A 15819-nucleotide genomic window follows, 5' to 3' on the forward strand; every position below is an offset into this window, starting at 1 on the left:
CGATGTGTCTGGCGGTACCAGGGAAGATCCTCAGCGTTGAGGACCGCGACGGAACACTGATGTCGGAGGTCGACTTCGGCGGCGTCAAGAAGGACGTCTGCATGCAGTACATACCCGACGCCGAGGTCGGCGAGTATGTCGTCGTCCACGTCGGGTTCGCACTCCAGCGGCTGGACGAGGAGTCGGCGAGGAGGACGTTGGCCGAGTTCGAGCACCTCGGGGTGCTCAAGGAGGAGTTCGGCGACGGCTTCGAACTGGCGGCCCGACAGGCGGGTCTCGGCAACCCCAATGCGTCATCCGAAACGAACGGCAATGCCGAGGTGAAGTCATGAAGTACCTGGACGAGTTCAGCGACCCCGCCCTTGCGGGCAAGCTCATCGACGAGATCAAGTCCGCCACCAGCCGCCGCTGGTCGATCATGGAAGTGTGCGGCGGCCAGACGCATTCGATCATCCGGCACGGCATCGACCAGCTGCTGCCGGACACCATCGAGATGATCCACGGGCCCGGCTGTCCGGTCTGCGTCACCCCGCTGGAGACCATCGACAAGGCCTTGGAGATTGCGTCGCGGCCCGACGTCATCTTCTGCTCGTTCGGGGACATGCTGCGGGTGCCCGGCAGTGACAAGGACCTGTTCCAGGTGAAGAGCCAGGGCGGCGACGTGCGGGTGGTGTATTCACCGCTGGACGCGCTGACCGTCGCGCGGGAGAACCCGGACAAACAGGTGGTGTTCTTCGGGATCGGCTTCGAGACCACCGCGCCCGCCAACGCGATGACGGTCTACCAGGCGAAGCGGCTTGGCATCGAGAACTTCTCGCTGCTGGTGTCGCATGTGCTGGTGCCGCCGGCGATCTCGGCCATCATGGAGTCGCCGACGTGCCGGGTGCAGGCCTTCCTGGCCGCCGGCCACGTGTGCACGGTGATGGGCACCGAGGAATACCCGCCGCTCTGCGACAAGTACGGGATACCGATCGTGGTCACCGGATTCGAGCCACTCGACATTCTCGAGGGCATCCGGCGCACGGTTCTGCAATTGGAGTCCGGACGCCACGAACTGGAGAACGCCTACCCCCGCGCCGTACAGGGGCTCGGCAATCCAGCGGCAAAAGCCATGCTGCTGGACGTCTTCGAGGTCACCGACCGAGCGTGGCGCGGCATCGGCATGATTCCGAGCAGCGGCTGGCGACTGTCGCATGCCTATCGTGAGTACGACGCCGAGCACCGGTTCTCCGTGACCGACATCCACACCGAAGAATCAGCCGACTGCCGCTCCGGCGAGGTGCTCCAGGGCCTCATCAAGCCCCACGAGTGCGCCGCATTCGGGACACTGTGTACGCCGCGCAATCCCCTTGGCGCAACCATGGTTTCGGCTGAGGGCGCGTGTGCGGCGTATTACCTGTACCGGCGCCTCGAGGTGACACATGCCTGAGACATCCAATGGGCGTTCCGTATCACCGGCGACCATCGACATGGAGGCGTGGGTGTGTCCCGCGCCGCTTCGCGACTCGCCCAACATCGTGATGGGGCACGGCGGCGGCGGAGCGATGTCGGGCGAACTCATCGAGCACCTCTTCCTGCCGGCGTTCGGGCCCGCGGCGGACGCCGGGATGGGCGACTCGGCGATCATCGAGGTCGGCGGCGCCCGGCTGGCCTTCTCGACCGACTCGTTCGTCGTCAAACCGCTGGCCTTCCCCGGTGGCACCATCGGTGACCTCGCCGTCAACGGCACCGTCAACGATCTGGCGATGGCCGGCGCCCGACCGGCAGTGCTGTCAACGGCGTTCATCCTCGAGGAGGGCACGCCGCTCGACGAACTCGCTCGCGTCGCCCAGGCGGTCGGTACCGCCGCGATGGCTGCCGGCGTCAAGCTGGTCACCGGCGACACCAAGGTAGTCGATGCGGGCCACGGCGACGGCGTCTACATCAACACGGCGGGTATCGGCCTCGTGGACCCACGCGTCGACATCCGTCCGCAGCGGGCAGCGGTGGGTGACGTGGTCATCGTCAGCGGCGACATCGGTCTCCACGGCGTCGCCGTGATGAGCTGCCGGGCCGGGCTGGAGTTCGCCACCACGGTCACCAGCGACACCGCACCGTTGAACGGGCTGGTCGCCGCCATGATCGAGACCGGCGCCGACATCCATGCGATGCGCGACCCGACCAGGGGTGGTGTGGCGGCCACGCTCAACGAGATCGCCAAGGCCGCGAAGGTAGGGATATCGCTGGACGAACGCGTGATACCGATCCCGGCCGAAGTCCGCGACGCCTGCGGCCTGCTGGGCCTTGATCCGCTCTATGTGGCCAACGAGGGCAAGCTGATCGCCGTCGTACCCGCCGACGACGCCGACCGGGTGCTGGAGGCGATGCGTTCGCATCCGTATGGCGGTCGCGCCACGGTCATCGGCCGATGCGTGCCCGAACACCCCGGAATGGTGTCGGCGAGAACGGCGCTCGGCGGGACCCGGGTGGTCGATCTGCCGATCGGCGAACAACTCCCCCGGATCTGCTGAATGACCGGTCGGAGCCTCTTCGCCAGTTACGCGTTCCCGCCCAACCAGCTGGGGTATTGCGGCCCGGAAGGTGCCGCCATCGGCGAACTGGCCTCGCATGCAGACGAATTCGACGGCGCCTGGCCTTATCTCCAGGCCATCGCCGACGCCGCGGGAATCGCCGACCCACTCGAGGACGACGTCGTCCGGAGCTACTGGGTCGGCGGCCCCATGCTCGACAAGGTGGACGCCGACGAACTGCTGGTGCGCTTGCGCGCGGCGTTCACCGGGCAGGTCGCCGGGTTACTCGGGGAACTGGCCCGCCCGGCTCAGGCGCTGGCGCACCACAGCTTCCACGTCCTCGTGGTGTACCCGTGGATACGGTTCCTCGACCGCGACCCCACCACCCCCCTGCAGGTCATGCAGGACTGCCGCATCCGGTGGGGCACCGTCGAGTCCGTCGAGCCCGAGCACGCCGTGATCGTCTCATCACCGCTGGTGTTCCAAGCCGGTGTTCTGGCCCTCGGTGAGCCCGCGGCCGAGCGGGTTCGGTGGAGCCTCGACGGTTCCGCGCTGGCACCCGCGCCAGTGCCGGGCACCATCGTGGCAGCGCACTGGGACTGGCTGTGCGGCGCCCTGACCGATGCCGAGGCTGCGGCGTTGGCCGGGGCGACTCAGCAGACGCTCGACCTGGTCACGGAAACCCGAACCGATCTCGGCTTGCGGAAACATCCTGAGATCGGTTGCCGCTCGACGGGGCGCGGGTAGCCGAGGCAGCATCTGAGTCCGTACCTCGGCACGGTGAAGCTTACAAGCCTGACTTCCGGAAGCTAGCGATTCACCACTGATCACGCGGGACGTCGAAGTCGGCGCACAGCGCTCGCCACACATCCCTCGGGTCGACGCCGTCTTCGGTGGCCTGAGCCGCCGTGCGGCCGCCGAGGCCGGTCAATACATGGTCCACCAGCAGCGATGTGGCACGCACAGCGCCGAACTGCCCCTCGACGAGGTCCTGGAATTCCGTCAGCCGCACTCGACCCAACCTACGCCTGCGCCATCAGCGCGTCATGGCACACCCGTACCGGATCGGCCACCTCCGAGACGCTGGCGCCCGCCCGCCGGGCGGCGTCGCGGTACTCCCGCGCCGAGAGCACCGTGGTGGCCGCGGCGGCCAGCGCTTCACCGGTCAGCGGCCGTACCAGCCGCGCACTTCCCTGTCGCACAAGACGATTGGCGATTTCCCATTGATCGCCGCCGCCGGGGACGACGACCAGGGGCACCCCGGCGAGCAGTGTCTTGGACACGATGCCGTGCCCGCCGCCGCAGATCATCAGGTCCGCCCCCGCCAGAAGTTCGTCCTGACGGCCCAGGCCGACCACCGCCCACGGCGGTACCTCGACCGTGGGACCCGCCAGCCGCGACACGACCACCCGGGTCCCTTCGGGCAGCACCTCCCCCGGCGTCAGGCTCGCCAGCGCCAGTTCCGCCAGTCCGCCGGCACCGGTAGCTGCCGTCGACGGTGCGACCACCACCACCGGACCGGATCCAGGCGGCGGCTGCAAGACCGAGGAGGTGGGCTCGAAGTGCAGGGGGCCGACCACGACCGCCTCCGCGGGCCAGTCCGGGCGGGGCACCTCCAGCGCAGGCAATGTGGCGATCAGGCTTCGCAGCGGACCCGGATCGACTGCGGGCAAGCCGATCCCGATGCGTGCCGCCGAACGCTGGCGCAACCCTTCGCGCCACGAGCGAGCGGTCAGCGCACGCATCACGGTGTCGCGCAGCCGCCCCCGAACTCCTCTCCCCGGCGCCAGCCCACTGCCCACCGGGGGCAAGCCTCTCGACGGTCGGTACAGCGGATGCGGATTGAGCTCGATCCACGGCACGCCGAGCAGTTCGGCGGCCAGTCCCCCGCAGGCCGTGATGACGTCGGAGACCACCAGTTCCGGCGCCAACTCGCGCAACCGCGGCACGTTGAGCACGGCCATTCTGGCGGCCCGCTGATGCATCTTCGCTCCGGCATCGGCGTCATCGTCCTGGTCGGTGGGATCGAGGCCCTCGAGCCCGACCGCAGCCAACCCGGCCGCTCGGGCGGTGTCCAGCCACTCGGCGCCCGTGAGCAGCGTCGCGGCATCACCGGCCGCTGCGAAGCGAAGGCAGAGCGCGATCGCCGGAATGGCGTGCCCCGGATCGGGCCCAGCAACGACGGCGACGCGCATCGACTTACCCTGCCACAGCCTCCGGCGGCTACGCTGTGACCATGACCGACCAGGCTCCATCGATAGCAGACGTCGACAACGCGCGAACGGTCGAGAAGTTCCTCTACGCCTTGCAAGATGAGGACTTCGACGCCGCGGAGGCATTGGTCTCTGAGCATCTCGTCTGGCAAAACGTCGGTTGGCCGACCATGCGTGGACGCCGGCGAATCATGAAGCTGTTCCGCAGAGGCCAGGGCCGAGCAGGATTCGCAGTGAAGTTCCACCGGGTCGCCGTCGACGGTGCCAACGTGTTGACCGAGCGCACCGACGCCCTGATCTTCGGCCCTATCCGCCTTCAATTCTGGGTCTGCGGCACATTCGAGGTGCACAACGGCCAGATCACGTTGTGGCGCGATTACTTCGACAACTTCGACATCCTCGTCAAGGCACCGCTGCGGGCGGTCGCGGCGATGGCCATTCCCGCCCTGCGACCGTCCTTCTAGATGAACGACCGCACCCGCACCAAGCCGAACATGCTCCAGTACATCGGCTACTGCTACGGCCGCCGGCTACCCGACTCGATGCGCGACTGGGTGCGAAACGACCTGGCGGGTAAGGGCGCGACCGTCCGGATGATGGTCCGCGTGTTCATCCCGGCGTTTCTGATCCTGGCCCCGTTCTGGTTGATTCCCACGACGCTGGACGTGCACCTGTCGATGACGTTGCCGATCCTCATTCCGTTCGTGTTCTTCTCACACGCGCTGAACAAGGTGTGGCGCCGCCACATGCTGGCCAAGCACGGCCTGGATCCCAAGCTTGCCGACGAGCACGCCCGGCAGAAGAACGCCCACATCCACCAGGCGTACATCGAGAAGTACGGCCCCCGATCCGGACCGTCCGGCTCCCACGACGTCTGAGCGGACTGCTAGGCGCGGCGGAGGTGGCCCAACTCGTCGAAGGCCTGCGCCCAACCCATCAGCCGATCCGTCGCGTTGACCAACTCGTCGCGGTAGCGCTGCTGCGACATCGGCGAACTCGACAGCGACCCGGTGTTGGCGGCCGACACCAGTTGAGCAGCGGCGGTGACCATCTCGTTGTACTGACGCGCGCCGTGGTCGAGCTGCGCGGTGAACGCGTTGATGGTCGGGACCAGATGTGACCGCGACTGCGGCGCCGCGCGCACCGTCCGCTCCATCGACACCACCTCGTTGGCGGTGGCGGCCATTGTGGCAGCGGTCTGGTTCGCCGCCGCGGACAGGTCGCGAAGCTCGTCGGCCGGCAGCATCCGGCCGCGCTCCATCACGCCGAGAAGGCTCGACAGTCCGCGTTCGGAGGCGGCCATGGCCGCCATCGGCCCGCGGGCCGCGGAACCCCACGGCGGCAGCCGGCGTGAGCGCTGCGGCGGCAACGGTTCTCGCCGAAGCCAGCGATACCGCAGGAACGCCAAGGTCGCCAGAAAAGCCGCGCCCACCGCGATCGGCGCGGGTATGAACAGCGCCCACACCGGCGTGCTCCACGAGGCAAGCAACGCCGTGACGCCCACCCAGAACACGCACGAAACGGTCAAGAACAGCGTCAACCGCAACGCCCAGCGCCGCTTACGCAGCAGCTTGGCCCTGGGATCGGCTGCGGCATTCAGCTTTTCCGCCAGTACGTCGGACCACTCTGCAGCGGTGTCCACACCTCGCTGCATCAGTGACCGCCAGGCTTCTGGTCGACCGGTCCGTGAGTTCACTGCCATCCCCATGAGATCTATTGCGACAGCGGGTTTTCCGGCGTCGCCTGCGGATTGGTCGCGGGGGCGGCGGGAGCCGAGGCGGCCGTCCCGCCCGCAGGCAACTGCTCACCGCGCATCGAGGCCCGAATCTGCTCCAGCCGGGAATGGCCGGCCATCTGGACGCTGGCCTGCTGTACTTCCATCATCCGGCCCTGCACCGAGTTCTGCGCCAGCTCGGCCGAGCCGATCGCGTTGGCGTAGCGGCGCTCGATCTTGTCGCGAACTTCATCGAGGCTGGGGGTGTTGCCCGGCGCGGCCAGCTCACTCATCGACCGGAGCGAATTGCTCACCTGCTCCTGCATCTTGGCCTGCTCGAGCTGGCTGAGCAGCTTGGTCCGCTCGGCAATCTTGGTCTGCAGCATCATGGCGTTCTGCTCGACCGCCTTCTTGGCCTGACCGGCGGCCTGCAGCGCCTGGTCGTGCAGGCCCTTGAGGTCCTCGACGCTCTGCTCGGACGTCACCAACTGGGCGGCGAACGCCTCCGCGGCGTTGTTGTACTCGGTGGCTTTGGCAGCATCGCCGGCTGCGGTGGCCTGATCGGCCAGGGACAGCGCCTGACGCACATTCACCTGCAGCTTCTCGATGTCGGCAAGCTGGCGATTCAGCCGCATCTCCAGCTGGCGCTGGTTACCGATCACCTGCGCGGCCTGCTGCGTCAACGCCTGATGCTGGCGTTGGGCGTCCTCGATGGCCTGCTGGATCTGCACCTTCGGATCGGCGTACTCGTCGACCTTCGAGCTGAACAGCGCCATGAGGTACTTCCACGCCTTGGTGAACGGATTGGCCATTTAGTTCACTCCGCCTTCATGTCGTCGATCTATGCCAGTGTGGTGGTTGCCCGCCGCGGGCACCTGCGCTTGCTCTAGTGCCAACTTATCGGTTCTGTGCAGATCGCCACACCCCCGCGGGCGTTTTCCGAGATCGGTGCCGCGGTCGACTCAGGCGACCGCCATGGACACGATCTGCGGAATGACAACCTTCGTGGTGGCGTCGATGCGAGTGGAGGCGGCCGGCCCCCGGTTCAGCGATGCGAGTTCCTCGCGGGCCATGTCGTCGCCGGCATCGGAGAGCACCCGCGAGAGCGGGACGTCCAGGGCGCCGCAGATGGCGCTGAGCAGTTCGCTGGACGCCTCCTTGCGGCCGCGTTCGACCTCCGACAGGTACCCCAGGCTGACCCGGGCGGAATCGGACACCTCACGCAGGGTGCGCCCCTGCTCGGTGCGAGCACGGCGCAGCACGTCGCCGATCACCTCACGCAGCAATCCTGTCATCGTGCCCTCCTTCGTCGCCGGCTTGGCTACTAGGGCAACGCTGCGGGCGGTCGCGATGGTTCCCGAATGCCACAGATCACTGTTGTTCGACCAGTGCGCGCAGCCTGGCGATCGCCTCGGCGACCGCCCTGACCCGGATTTCCCACCGGGTTCCGCTGAGCGCCAACTGGACGACCTCGGTGTCCACCGGACCGGCCAGGCCCAGGAAGACCGTGCCGACCGGGTGGCCGCCGTGCGGCTCGGGGCCGGCAACGCCGGTCAGCCCGATGCCCCAGGTGGCGGCACAGCGCTGCCGGGCGCCGACGGCCATCGCCCGTGCGGTGGGTTCGGCGACGGGGCCCACGGCGTCGAGCAGCTGCGGCGCCACCCCGGCCAGGGAGATCTTGGTGTCCTCGATATAGGTGATCAGGCCACCGCGCAGGACGACGCTGGCGCCGGGAACGCCGGCCAGGGTGGCCGCCAGCAGACCCGCCGTCAAGGATTCGGCGGTGGCCACGCTCTGCTTGCGCACCGTCAGGTCGGCGACGAGGGTGCGGGCATCCTCAGTGACGAGCGGGTCGTCCACGGGAATCCTTCACGGCCGAGACCACGTAATCCACCCCGGTGAGCACCGTCAGCACGACCGCTGCCCACATGATTCCCCACGCGGCGATCAGCCACGGACCGGGCAGCACGTGCAGCGGCAGCACGAACAAACCGATCGCCACCGCCTGAACGAGGGTTTTGAGCTTGCCGCCCCGGCTGGCCGGTATGACGCCGTGACGCAGGACCGCGATTCGCAGGACAGTGACTCCGATCTCACGGACCATCACCACCACGGTCACCCACCACGGCAGATCGCCCAATATCGACAGTCCGATCAGTGCCGCCCCGATGAGCGCCTTGTCCGCGATCGGGTCTGCGAGCGTGCCGAATTCGGTAACCATGCCGTAGCTGCGGGCCAGTGCGCCATCGAACCGATCGGTGATGACGGCTACCGCAAACACGATGAAAGCGATTATCCGCCAATGGGTTTCATGCCCATCACCGACGAAGAGCACGACCAGGAACACCGGAACCAATACCATTCGCACACCGGTCAGCACATTTGCGATGTTCGCCACGCGGGCGCGCGGGACGACTGGATCGGTATGGGGTTGTCCCGGCACTGCAACAGAATATCGGTTGCTCGAACCGATACTCTCCACCTGTGAGCGGAGATTCCGATCAGCTCGTCGTCCGGCGGGCCCGTACCTCGGATGTGCCCGCCATGAAGGCACTCGTCGACATCTACTCCGGCAAGATCCTGCTGGAGAAGAACTTGGTGACGCTCTACGAGGCGGTCCAGGAGTTCTGGATCGCCGAACGGGCCGGCGAACTGATCGGATGCGGCGCGTTGCACGTGCTGTGGTCCGATCTCGGCGAGATCCGGACCGTCGCGGTGCACCCGGCCGTGAGGGGCCACGGTGTGGGGCACGCGATCGTCGACCGACTGCTCGAGGTGGCCCGGGAATTACAGCTCGAACGCATCTTCGTCCTGACGTTCGAAGTCGAGTTCTTCAGTCGCCACGGGTTCGCAGAAATTGACGGCACCCCCGTCACCGCCGAGGTCTACGAAGAGATGTGCCGCTCCTACGACACGGGTGTTGCGGAGTTCCTCGACCTGTCTTACGTCAAGCCCAACATCTTGGGTAACACCCGAATGGTGTTGATGCTGTGAGGCGTATCGTGGGGAAATGCGTCGTGGAGCGGTCATCGTGGCGCTCGGGGCAGCAGTTCCTGGCACCACCGCACTGATCGCCTCGCGCCAGCGAAAGACCCACCGCAATGCCGTACCCGCCCTACGTCGAGGCGGGCTGTCAGCGCGGAGAGTGCCTAAGTGAGGTGTTGAACGATCAGTGCGGCGGACCTGCAGATGCCGCTGGCGGCGGTTCGTCGCTCCGGTGATCGTCCGGAGTTTGCTCGGCCTCGTCGGTGTCGCGGTCATGGGAGTGGTCTCGGGGTGCGGACTGATCGGCGATCGCCGAGGAGAAGCCGAGTCGATCGAACGCCAGATCGCGGCGATGCCGGGCGTCGTCGAGACAGACCTGGGTTACATCTGGAGCCTCGGCGAACGGCGCACCTTCCTGCTCGACGTCCGGTTGTCGATGGCGGTGACCGACGACCAAGCCGTCGCGATCGGCAAAGCGGTCCTCGACCGCATCCGTAGCGAACTGCGTGGCCACGACGCCCGCCTGCACCTGCTCTATCCCGCGGTTTATCACCCGAACCCGTACGCCCCGGACTTCTCGCAGGCGCAGTTCTGGTTCAATCCGTCCGATCAAGAGTTCCCCGCCGACACCCATCAGTTCGCGGACAGCATCCGGCTGTGGATGCACGCCGCACGCTCACCTGTCACCGCGCACGCCAGCCTGGAACAGGCGTGGGACTCCGGCAGTCGCGTCCCCTCCGTGGACCTCACGTTGCGAAACAATGTCGACCCGATGCAGACCGACGTGCTCGCCAAGGACATCGGCGACCGGGCCGACGTGACATGGCGGCTCGCTGTCGTCACCGACGACACCCACAAGCCACACGAGTACAACTCCAGTCCGGAGCCCCCGACCGCCACTCAGATGGCGATGTTCACCGCGATCAACGGTCTCGTCGGAGCCGCCGATCAACTCGAGGTCGACACGTCCACTTCCTTCTCGGAGAAGCACGCGGGAACCTCGGTGACCATCGAAATCGCCGACGGGCCCGACCGCCGGGAACGCACCATCAGGACGGCCGAGTCCGTTGCGGCGGTACTGCCCCGCTTCGACAGGGAGGTCACGCTGAACGTTTACGGACACGAGTCCGCCGCGATCGTGGTCGGCGGTTGCTACTTCCGCGAGGGCCAGACTTCGGGTTCCGACCTGGAGCTGCAGCTCTCGAATGAATACGAAACCTGTTAAAGATCAATCGGAATCGTCTGCGCCGACTCCTCGCCTTCACAAGCTCAGGCTTCGTCGTCGTCGGAATCGTCTGCGCCGACTCCTCGCCTTCACAAGCTCAGGCTTCGTCGTCGTCGGTGCCGTTTGCGCCGACTCCTCGCCTTCACAAGCTCAGGCTTCGTCGTCGTCGGAATCGTCTGCGCCGACTCCTCGCCTTCACAAGCTCAGGCTTCGTCGTCGTCGGTGCCGTTTGCGTCCGAACCGCCACGGATCAGCGCCAACGTCCCCGCCAACTCGTCGGGCTTGACCAACACTTCGCGCGCCTTGGATCCCTCACTGGGCCCGACGATGCCACGGGTCTCCATCAAGTCCATCAACCTGCCGGCCTTGGCGAAACCGACTCGAAGCTTGCGCTGCAGCATCGACGTCGAACCGAACTGGCTGGACACCACCAGCTCGACGGCCTGCAGGAAAACATCCATGTCGTCACCGATGTCGGGATCGACGTCGGTGCGCTCGCTGTTGGTCTTCGCCTTGGTCACGCCCTCGGTGTACTCGGGTTCGGCCTGGTCCTTGCATGCCTGCACGACCGCGTGGATCTCGTCGTCGCTGATGAAGGCACCCTGCAGACGAATCGGCTTGTTGGCGCCCATGGGCAGGAACAGACCGTCCCCCATACCGATCAGCTTCTCTGCGCCCTGTTGGTCCAGGATCACCCGACTGTCGGTGAGCGACGAGGTGGCGAACGCCAGCCGCGATGGCACGTTGGTCTTGATGAGTCCGGTGACCACGTCGACGGACGGGCGCTGGGTGGCCAGCACCAGGTGGATGCCTGCGGCGCGGGCCTTCTGGGTGATCCGGACGATGGCGTCCTCCACATCGCGTGGCGCGGTCATCATCAGGTCGGCCAGCTCGTCCACGATCGCGACGATGTAGGGGTAGGGCTTGTACACGCGTTCGCTGCCCAAAGGTGTCGTGATCTCGCCGGACTTCACCTTCTTGTTGAAGTCGTCGATGTGGCGCACCCGGCTGGCCTGCATGTCCTGGTAGCGCTGCTCCATCTCCTCGACGAGCCACGCCAGCGCGGCCGCCGCCTTTTTCGGCTGGGTGACGATCGGCGTGATGAGGTGTGGAATGCCTTCGTAGGGCGTGAGTTCCACCATTTTGGGGTCGATCAGAATCATCCGGACCTCGTCGGGTGTGGCCCGAGCGAGGATCGACACCAGCATCGAGTTGACGAAGCTCGACTTGCCCGAGCCCGTCGAGCCGGCCACCAGCAGGTGCGGCATCTTGGCCAGGTTGGCCGAGATCATTTCGCCTTCGATGTCCTTGCCCAGACCGATCACCAGCGGGTGGTGGTCGCGTCGGGTGGAGGGGTCGGTCAGCACATCGGCCAGCCGCACCATCTCCCGGTCGGTGTTGGGCACCTCGATACCGACGGCGGACTTGCCCGGGATGGGCGCCAGCATCCGGACGCTTTCGGTGGCCACCGCATAGGCGATGTTCTTCTGCAGCGCGGTGATCTTCTCGACCTTGACACCGGGACCGAGCTCGACCTCGTAGCGGGTGACGGTCGGGCCGCGGGTGCAGCCGGTGACGATGGCATCCACCTTGAACTGCTGCAGCACCGAACCGATGACATCGACCATCTTGTCGTTGGCCGCACTGCGAAGCTTCGGGGGATCACCCGCGACAAGTAGCTCGAGCGACGGCAGCGTGTACGGACCGTCGACGACACGGTCCAGCGACAGCACCTCGGTGTTGGCGGGCTTGGCCGGCTTCTTGCGGCGCGCCCGGGCCGTCGGCTCGGGAACGGTCGGCGCTTCGTCATCGATCGGGTAGTTCTCCATCGGCGTGCCGTTGAACGCGGCCGCTTCCGCCTCGCCGGGCCATGCCTGCGGTTCGTCGTCGGCGTAGGCGGAGGGCTCGTCGTAATAACCGTCGGAGAAGTCCTCGGATCCCGCGGCGGACGGCTGGCCGTCCTCGTACTCGTCGTCGTCGTACACCTCGCCACGGAATCCCCGGGTGGAGAACATCCGCTGCAGGGTCTCGGGAACCTCGCGGATCGTCGTGCCGGTCACCAGCAACAGGCCGAAGAGCACTCCGATGAACAACAACGGCGCGGCGATCCACGCCGTCAACCCGTCCGACAGCGGCCCGCCGATGGCGAAGCCCAGAAATCCGGCGGCGTGCTCACGTGCGACGGGATCCATCGGCGAACCGGACCACAGGTGCCACAGCCCCAGTGCGGGCAGCGCGATCATCGTCGAACCGAGAACCATCCGCGGTCGCGAGTCGGGATCGGGTTCGGTGCGCATCAGCACCACCGCGACCGCGGCGAGCGCAATCGGCAGGAGCACGACAGCCGAACCGATCAGCACCCGTAGGAACGTGTCGATCCATGCGCCGATGGGCCGTGCGGCGTCGAACCAGGAGCTCGCGGCGATCACCACCGAAATCCCCAGCAGCGCCAGCGCGATGCCGTCGCGACGATGACCGGGCTCGATGTCGTGGGCCCGGCCGACCGACCGCGCCGTCGATCCGGCTCCCTTGGCCAGCATCAACCAGCCGGCCCGAACACCCCGGCCGACGGTGGCCCCGGCCGATGAGATCGGAGAGGGGTTGCGGCGCGGGGCGGGCTTCCGACGAGGTGCCGACGGTCGCGCCGGCCGGGAGCCGCCTCGTGAACCGCCCTTTGACCTGGTAGAACGCGTGCCGGAGCGAGCGGCGGTCTTACTAGCCATGGCTGCCAGCCTAGTCGCATTCGCCCCACCTTCACCATGTGCCACACGGGTCACAGATTCATATCGATTCCGGTAAAAGGCGCCCTACGGTGCCGAAATGGACCGAAGCCACCGCTTCACCGCCCGCTGCGACGCCGCCGCCCTCAAGCAGGGCGCTCGGCGATGGGGACCCTCGTCGCGGCCCGGGTGAGAACATCATCGCCCGGGGAATCCGCACGAGCCGGAAACCCGTTCGCAGGTGCGCCGGCGGACGCGATCGGGCTGACGATTCTGGGCTTGCCCACCGTCGCATTCATGATCGGGTCGGACGTGAGCTGAGCCGCGTGCGCGTGAGTAGGCTGGACACTCGGCCAGCACCGGATGTCGCCGTCGTGGCGACTCGTCCCCCGTCACCGAGGAGTCATCACTCATGCCTGTCGTCGTCGTCGCCACCCTGACCGCCAAGCCCGAATCCGTGGACACCGTTCGGGATGCGTGTAAGCGGGCCATCGAGGCGGTGCATCAGGAGCCCGGGTGCGAGCTGTACGCCTTGCACGAAGCCGACGGCGTCTTCATCTTCGTCGAACAGTGGGCGGATGCCGACGCGTTGAAGACCCACAGCACCGCGCCGGCGGTCGGAACGCTGTTCGGCACGATCGGCGAACACCTCGACGGTGCGCCGGACATCAAGATGCTCCAGCCCGTCGTCGCAGGTGATCCGGCCAAGGGCCAGCTGCGGCCCTGATGTCGTCGCTGCAGGGCAAGGTCGCGTTCATCACCGGCGCAGCCCGCGGCCAGGGGCGGGCGGAGGCCGTTCGACTGGCTTCCGACGGCGCCGACATCATCGCGATCGACATCTGTTCGCAGATCGCGTCGGTTCCCTACCCCCTGGCCACGCCCGACGATCTGGCCGCAACGGTGAAGCTCGTCGAGGACGCCGGCGCGCGAATCGTCGCCCGGCAGGCCGACGTTCGCGACCAGCAGGCGCTGCGGGCCGCGCTGCAGGATGGCCTCGACAAACTCGGCCGGCTCGATATCGTGGTCGCCAACGCCGGCATCGCCCCGATGCAGAACGGGTATGCGGGCTGGCGTGACGTGCTGGACGTCAACCTCACCGGCGCCTTCCACACGGTCGAGGCCGCCATCCCGACGATGATCGAGCAGGGCGACGGTGGCGCGATCGTGCTGATCAGTTCCGTGGCGGGTCTGGTCGGGATGGGTGGAGATGATCCGGGGGCACTCGGCTACACCGCCGCCAAACACGGCATGGTCGGCCTGATGCGCCAATATGCGAATCTCCTTGCCAAGCACAGCATTCGGGTCAACACCGTGCATCCGACCGGAGTGAACACGCCGATGATCAACAACGAGTTCGTCCGTGGGTGGTTGGACGAGGTCAGCCGGTCGCCCGACGGCCCACGGGACCTGGGCAACGCCTTGCCGGTGCCGGTGGTGGAACCCGAGGACATCGCCAACGCGGTGGCATGGCTGGTCTCGGACTCCGCCAGATACGTCACGGGCACGACGCTTCCGGTGGACGCGGGTGCCGTCAACAAGCGCTGACACTCATGGCAGGCGAGCACTCGGTCACCCAGACGGCATTCGGCCCGATGGTATTGGCCGCCGTGGAACAGAACGAGCCGGCGGACCGACGTCTGGTGTCCGACGATTTGGCCCGGTCCTTTCTGCCGGGAGGCCTGCGGGCGGTGGTGGACGCCACGCGCCTGGCTCCACTACGGCGACTCATGATCTGGGGTTCTGAGCGCGCCGGTCCCGGACTGTGGGCGAATCTGGCCGGCCGGAAGCGATTCATCGACGAGAGACTCGACGAAGTGCTTTCCGAGGTCGACGCGGTTGTGGTGCTGGGGGCCGGTTTCGACACCCGCGCGTACCGACTGGCCCGGCGCAGCGACGTCCCGGTCTTCGAGGTCGACCTGCCCGAGAACATCACGCGTAAACGAGCGGTGGTGCAGCGGGCGGTGGGCGCGGTGCCGCCGTCAGTTCACTTGGTGCCGGTGGACTTCGAGAACGACGACCTTGCGACAAAGCTCACCGAGCGAGGATACCGAAGTGACGCGCGGACATTCGTCATCTGGGAGGGCGTCACGCAGTACCTGACCGAGGCCGCGGCGCGCGCGACGCTCGAACATCTCCGCGGCGCCGCGCCAGGTAGCCGACTGGTCTTCACCTACATCCGCAAGGACTTCCTGGACGGCACCAACATGTTCGGCGCCGAGACCCTGTACCGCAGATTCCGGGTGCGGCAGCAGATGTGGGACTTCGGGATCCAGCCCGAGGACGTATCGGCGTTCATGGCCGGATACGGTTGGCGGCTCGTCGAGCAGGCCGGTCCGGACTACATCGAACGCAACTACGTCCGGCCCGCGGGCCGGGACCTCACCGCGTCACAGATCGAGTGGACCGCATACGCGGAGAAAGTGTAGCCCGGCCGGCGAATTCGCGCCGAAAC

General features: G+C 67.0%; 19 protein-coding genes. 11 read left to right on the forward strand and 8 right to left on the reverse strand.

Annotation, left to right across the window (positions count from 1 at the left end; translation table 11 throughout):
* Positions 1–2: 2 nt before the first annotated feature.
* Genes ACVWWN_RS27905 through ACVWWN_RS27920 form a run of 4 tightly spaced genes read left to right on the forward strand, consistent with a single transcriptional unit; the run spans position 3 to position 3257 of the window.
* On the forward strand, positions 3–332 hold the full coding sequence (locus tag ACVWWN_RS27905; protein ID WP_457146748.1) for a HypC/HybG/HupF family hydrogenase formation chaperone: 330 nt from the start codon (positions 3–5) through the stop codon (positions 330–332).
* A complete protein-coding gene (gene hypD / locus ACVWWN_RS27910; protein WP_457146749.1) occupies positions 329–1429 on the forward strand; it encodes a hydrogenase formation protein HypD in 1101 nt (366 codons plus the stop codon). The genes ACVWWN_RS27905 and hypD overlap by 4 nt, the downstream gene beginning before the upstream one ends.
* A complete protein-coding gene (gene hypE / locus ACVWWN_RS27915) occupies positions 1422–2510 on the forward strand; it encodes a hydrogenase expression/formation protein HypE (protein WP_457146750.1) in 1089 nt (362 codons plus the stop codon). The genes hypD and hypE overlap by 8 nt, the downstream gene beginning before the upstream one ends.
* The gene (locus ACVWWN_RS27920) at positions 2511–3257 is read left to right on the forward strand and encodes a DUF6390 family protein (protein ID WP_457146751.1); all 747 of its coding nucleotides are present in this window, start codon (positions 2511–2513) and stop codon (positions 3255–3257) included. It begins immediately after the preceding gene.
* Positions 3258–3327: 70 nt separating this feature from the next.
* Here ACVWWN_RS27920 and ACVWWN_RS27925 read toward each other — a convergent pair whose 3' ends face one another.
* Positions 3328–3522, reverse strand: coding sequence for a DUF3046 domain-containing protein (locus ACVWWN_RS27925; protein WP_457146752.1), 195 nt, complete (start codon positions 3520–3522; stop codon positions 3328–3330).
* A gap of 10 nt (positions 3523–3532) precedes the next feature.
* Positions 3533–4705 carry a glycosyltransferase gene (locus ACVWWN_RS27930; RefSeq protein WP_457146753.1) on the reverse strand — a complete coding sequence of 391 codons (1173 nt, stop codon included), beginning with the start codon at positions 4703–4705 and terminating at the stop codon, positions 3533–3535.
* A gap of 41 nt (positions 4706–4746) precedes the next feature.
* On the opposite strand from ACVWWN_RS27930, the gene ACVWWN_RS27935 reads away from it, so the two are divergent.
* Together ACVWWN_RS27935 and ACVWWN_RS27940 are read left to right on the forward strand one after the other, a co-directional pair.
* Positions 4747–5187 (forward strand): limonene-1,2-epoxide hydrolase family protein, encoded by a 441-nt coding sequence (locus tag ACVWWN_RS27935; protein ID WP_457146754.1) that lies wholly within the window; start codon positions 4747–4749, stop codon positions 5185–5187.
* A complete protein-coding gene (locus ACVWWN_RS27940; protein WP_457146755.1) occupies positions 5188–5601 on the forward strand; it encodes a DUF5313 domain-containing protein in 414 nt (137 codons plus the stop codon). It begins immediately after the preceding gene.
* Positions 5602–5609: 8 nt separating this feature from the next.
* Here the strand turns inward: ACVWWN_RS27940 and pspM are convergent, their stop codons facing one another.
* The 5 genes from pspM to pgsA all read right to left on the reverse strand — a co-directional run bounded on the left by pspM (position 5610) and on the right by pgsA (position 8880).
* Positions 5610–6425: a phage shock envelope stress response protein PspM gene (gene pspM / locus ACVWWN_RS27945; protein ID WP_457149309.1), complete on the reverse strand. Its 816-nt coding sequence runs from the start codon at positions 6423–6425 to the stop codon at positions 5610–5612.
* 11 nt (positions 6426–6436) lie between these two features.
* Positions 6437–7249, reverse strand: a complete 813-nt coding sequence (gene pspA, locus ACVWWN_RS27950) for a phage shock protein PspA (protein WP_457146756.1) — start codon at positions 7247–7249, stop codon at positions 6437–6439.
* A 150-nt stretch (positions 7250–7399) separates the two neighbouring features.
* Positions 7400–7732, reverse strand: coding sequence for a transcriptional regulator ClgR (gene clgR / locus ACVWWN_RS27955; protein ID WP_457146757.1), 333 nt, complete (start codon positions 7730–7732; stop codon positions 7400–7402).
* A 76-nt stretch (positions 7733–7808) separates the two neighbouring features.
* Positions 7809–8297 (reverse strand): CinA family protein, encoded by a 489-nt coding sequence (locus ACVWWN_RS27960; protein WP_457146758.1) that lies wholly within the window; start codon positions 8295–8297, stop codon positions 7809–7811.
* The gene (pgsA, locus tag ACVWWN_RS27965; RefSeq protein ID WP_457146759.1) at positions 8275–8880 is read right to left on the reverse strand and encodes a CDP-diacylglycerol--glycerol-3-phosphate 3-phosphatidyltransferase; all 606 of its coding nucleotides are present in this window, start codon (positions 8878–8880) and stop codon (positions 8275–8277) included. Before pgsA ends, ACVWWN_RS27960 begins: the two co-directional genes overlap by 23 nt.
* Before the next feature lie 41 nt (positions 8881–8921).
* On the opposite strand from pgsA, the gene ACVWWN_RS27970 reads away from it, so the two are divergent.
* The gene (locus ACVWWN_RS27970; RefSeq protein ID WP_457146760.1) at positions 8922–9431 is read left to right on the forward strand and encodes an amino-acid N-acetyltransferase; all 510 of its coding nucleotides are present in this window, start codon (positions 8922–8924) and stop codon (positions 9429–9431) included.
* A 223-nt stretch (positions 9432–9654) separates the two neighbouring features.
* A complete protein-coding gene (locus tag ACVWWN_RS27975) occupies positions 9655–10647 on the forward strand; it encodes a hypothetical protein (RefSeq protein ID WP_457146761.1) in 993 nt (330 codons plus the stop codon).
* Positions 10648–10850: 203 nt separating this feature from the next.
* On the opposite strand, the gene ACVWWN_RS27980 is transcribed toward ACVWWN_RS27975, so the two are convergent.
* The gene (locus ACVWWN_RS27980) at positions 10851–13187 is read right to left on the reverse strand and encodes a DNA translocase FtsK 4TM domain-containing protein (RefSeq protein ID WP_457146762.1); all 2337 of its coding nucleotides are present in this window, start codon (positions 13185–13187) and stop codon (positions 10851–10853) included.
* Between the two features lie 592 nt (positions 13188–13779).
* Between ACVWWN_RS27980 and ACVWWN_RS27985 the strand changes: the two genes are divergently transcribed.
* Genes ACVWWN_RS27985 through ACVWWN_RS27995 form a run of 3 tightly spaced genes read left to right on the forward strand, consistent with a single transcriptional unit; the run spans position 13780 to position 15793 of the window.
* The gene (locus ACVWWN_RS27985; RefSeq protein ID WP_457146763.1) at positions 13780–14094 is read left to right on the forward strand and encodes a putative quinol monooxygenase; all 315 of its coding nucleotides are present in this window, start codon (positions 13780–13782) and stop codon (positions 14092–14094) included.
* Positions 14094–14912 carry a mycofactocin-coupled SDR family oxidoreductase gene (locus ACVWWN_RS27990; protein ID WP_457146764.1) on the forward strand — a complete coding sequence of 273 codons (819 nt, stop codon included), beginning with the start codon at positions 14094–14096 and terminating at the stop codon, positions 14910–14912. Before ACVWWN_RS27985 ends, ACVWWN_RS27990 begins: the two co-directional genes overlap by 1 nt.
* A 5-nt stretch (positions 14913–14917) precedes the next feature.
* Positions 14918–15793: an SAM-dependent methyltransferase gene (locus ACVWWN_RS27995; RefSeq protein WP_457146765.1), complete on the forward strand. Its 876-nt coding sequence runs from the start codon at positions 14918–14920 to the stop codon at positions 15791–15793.
* Positions 15794–15819 lie beyond the last annotated feature (26 nt).

The organism is Mycobacterium sp. URHB0021, from assembly GCF_054057895.1.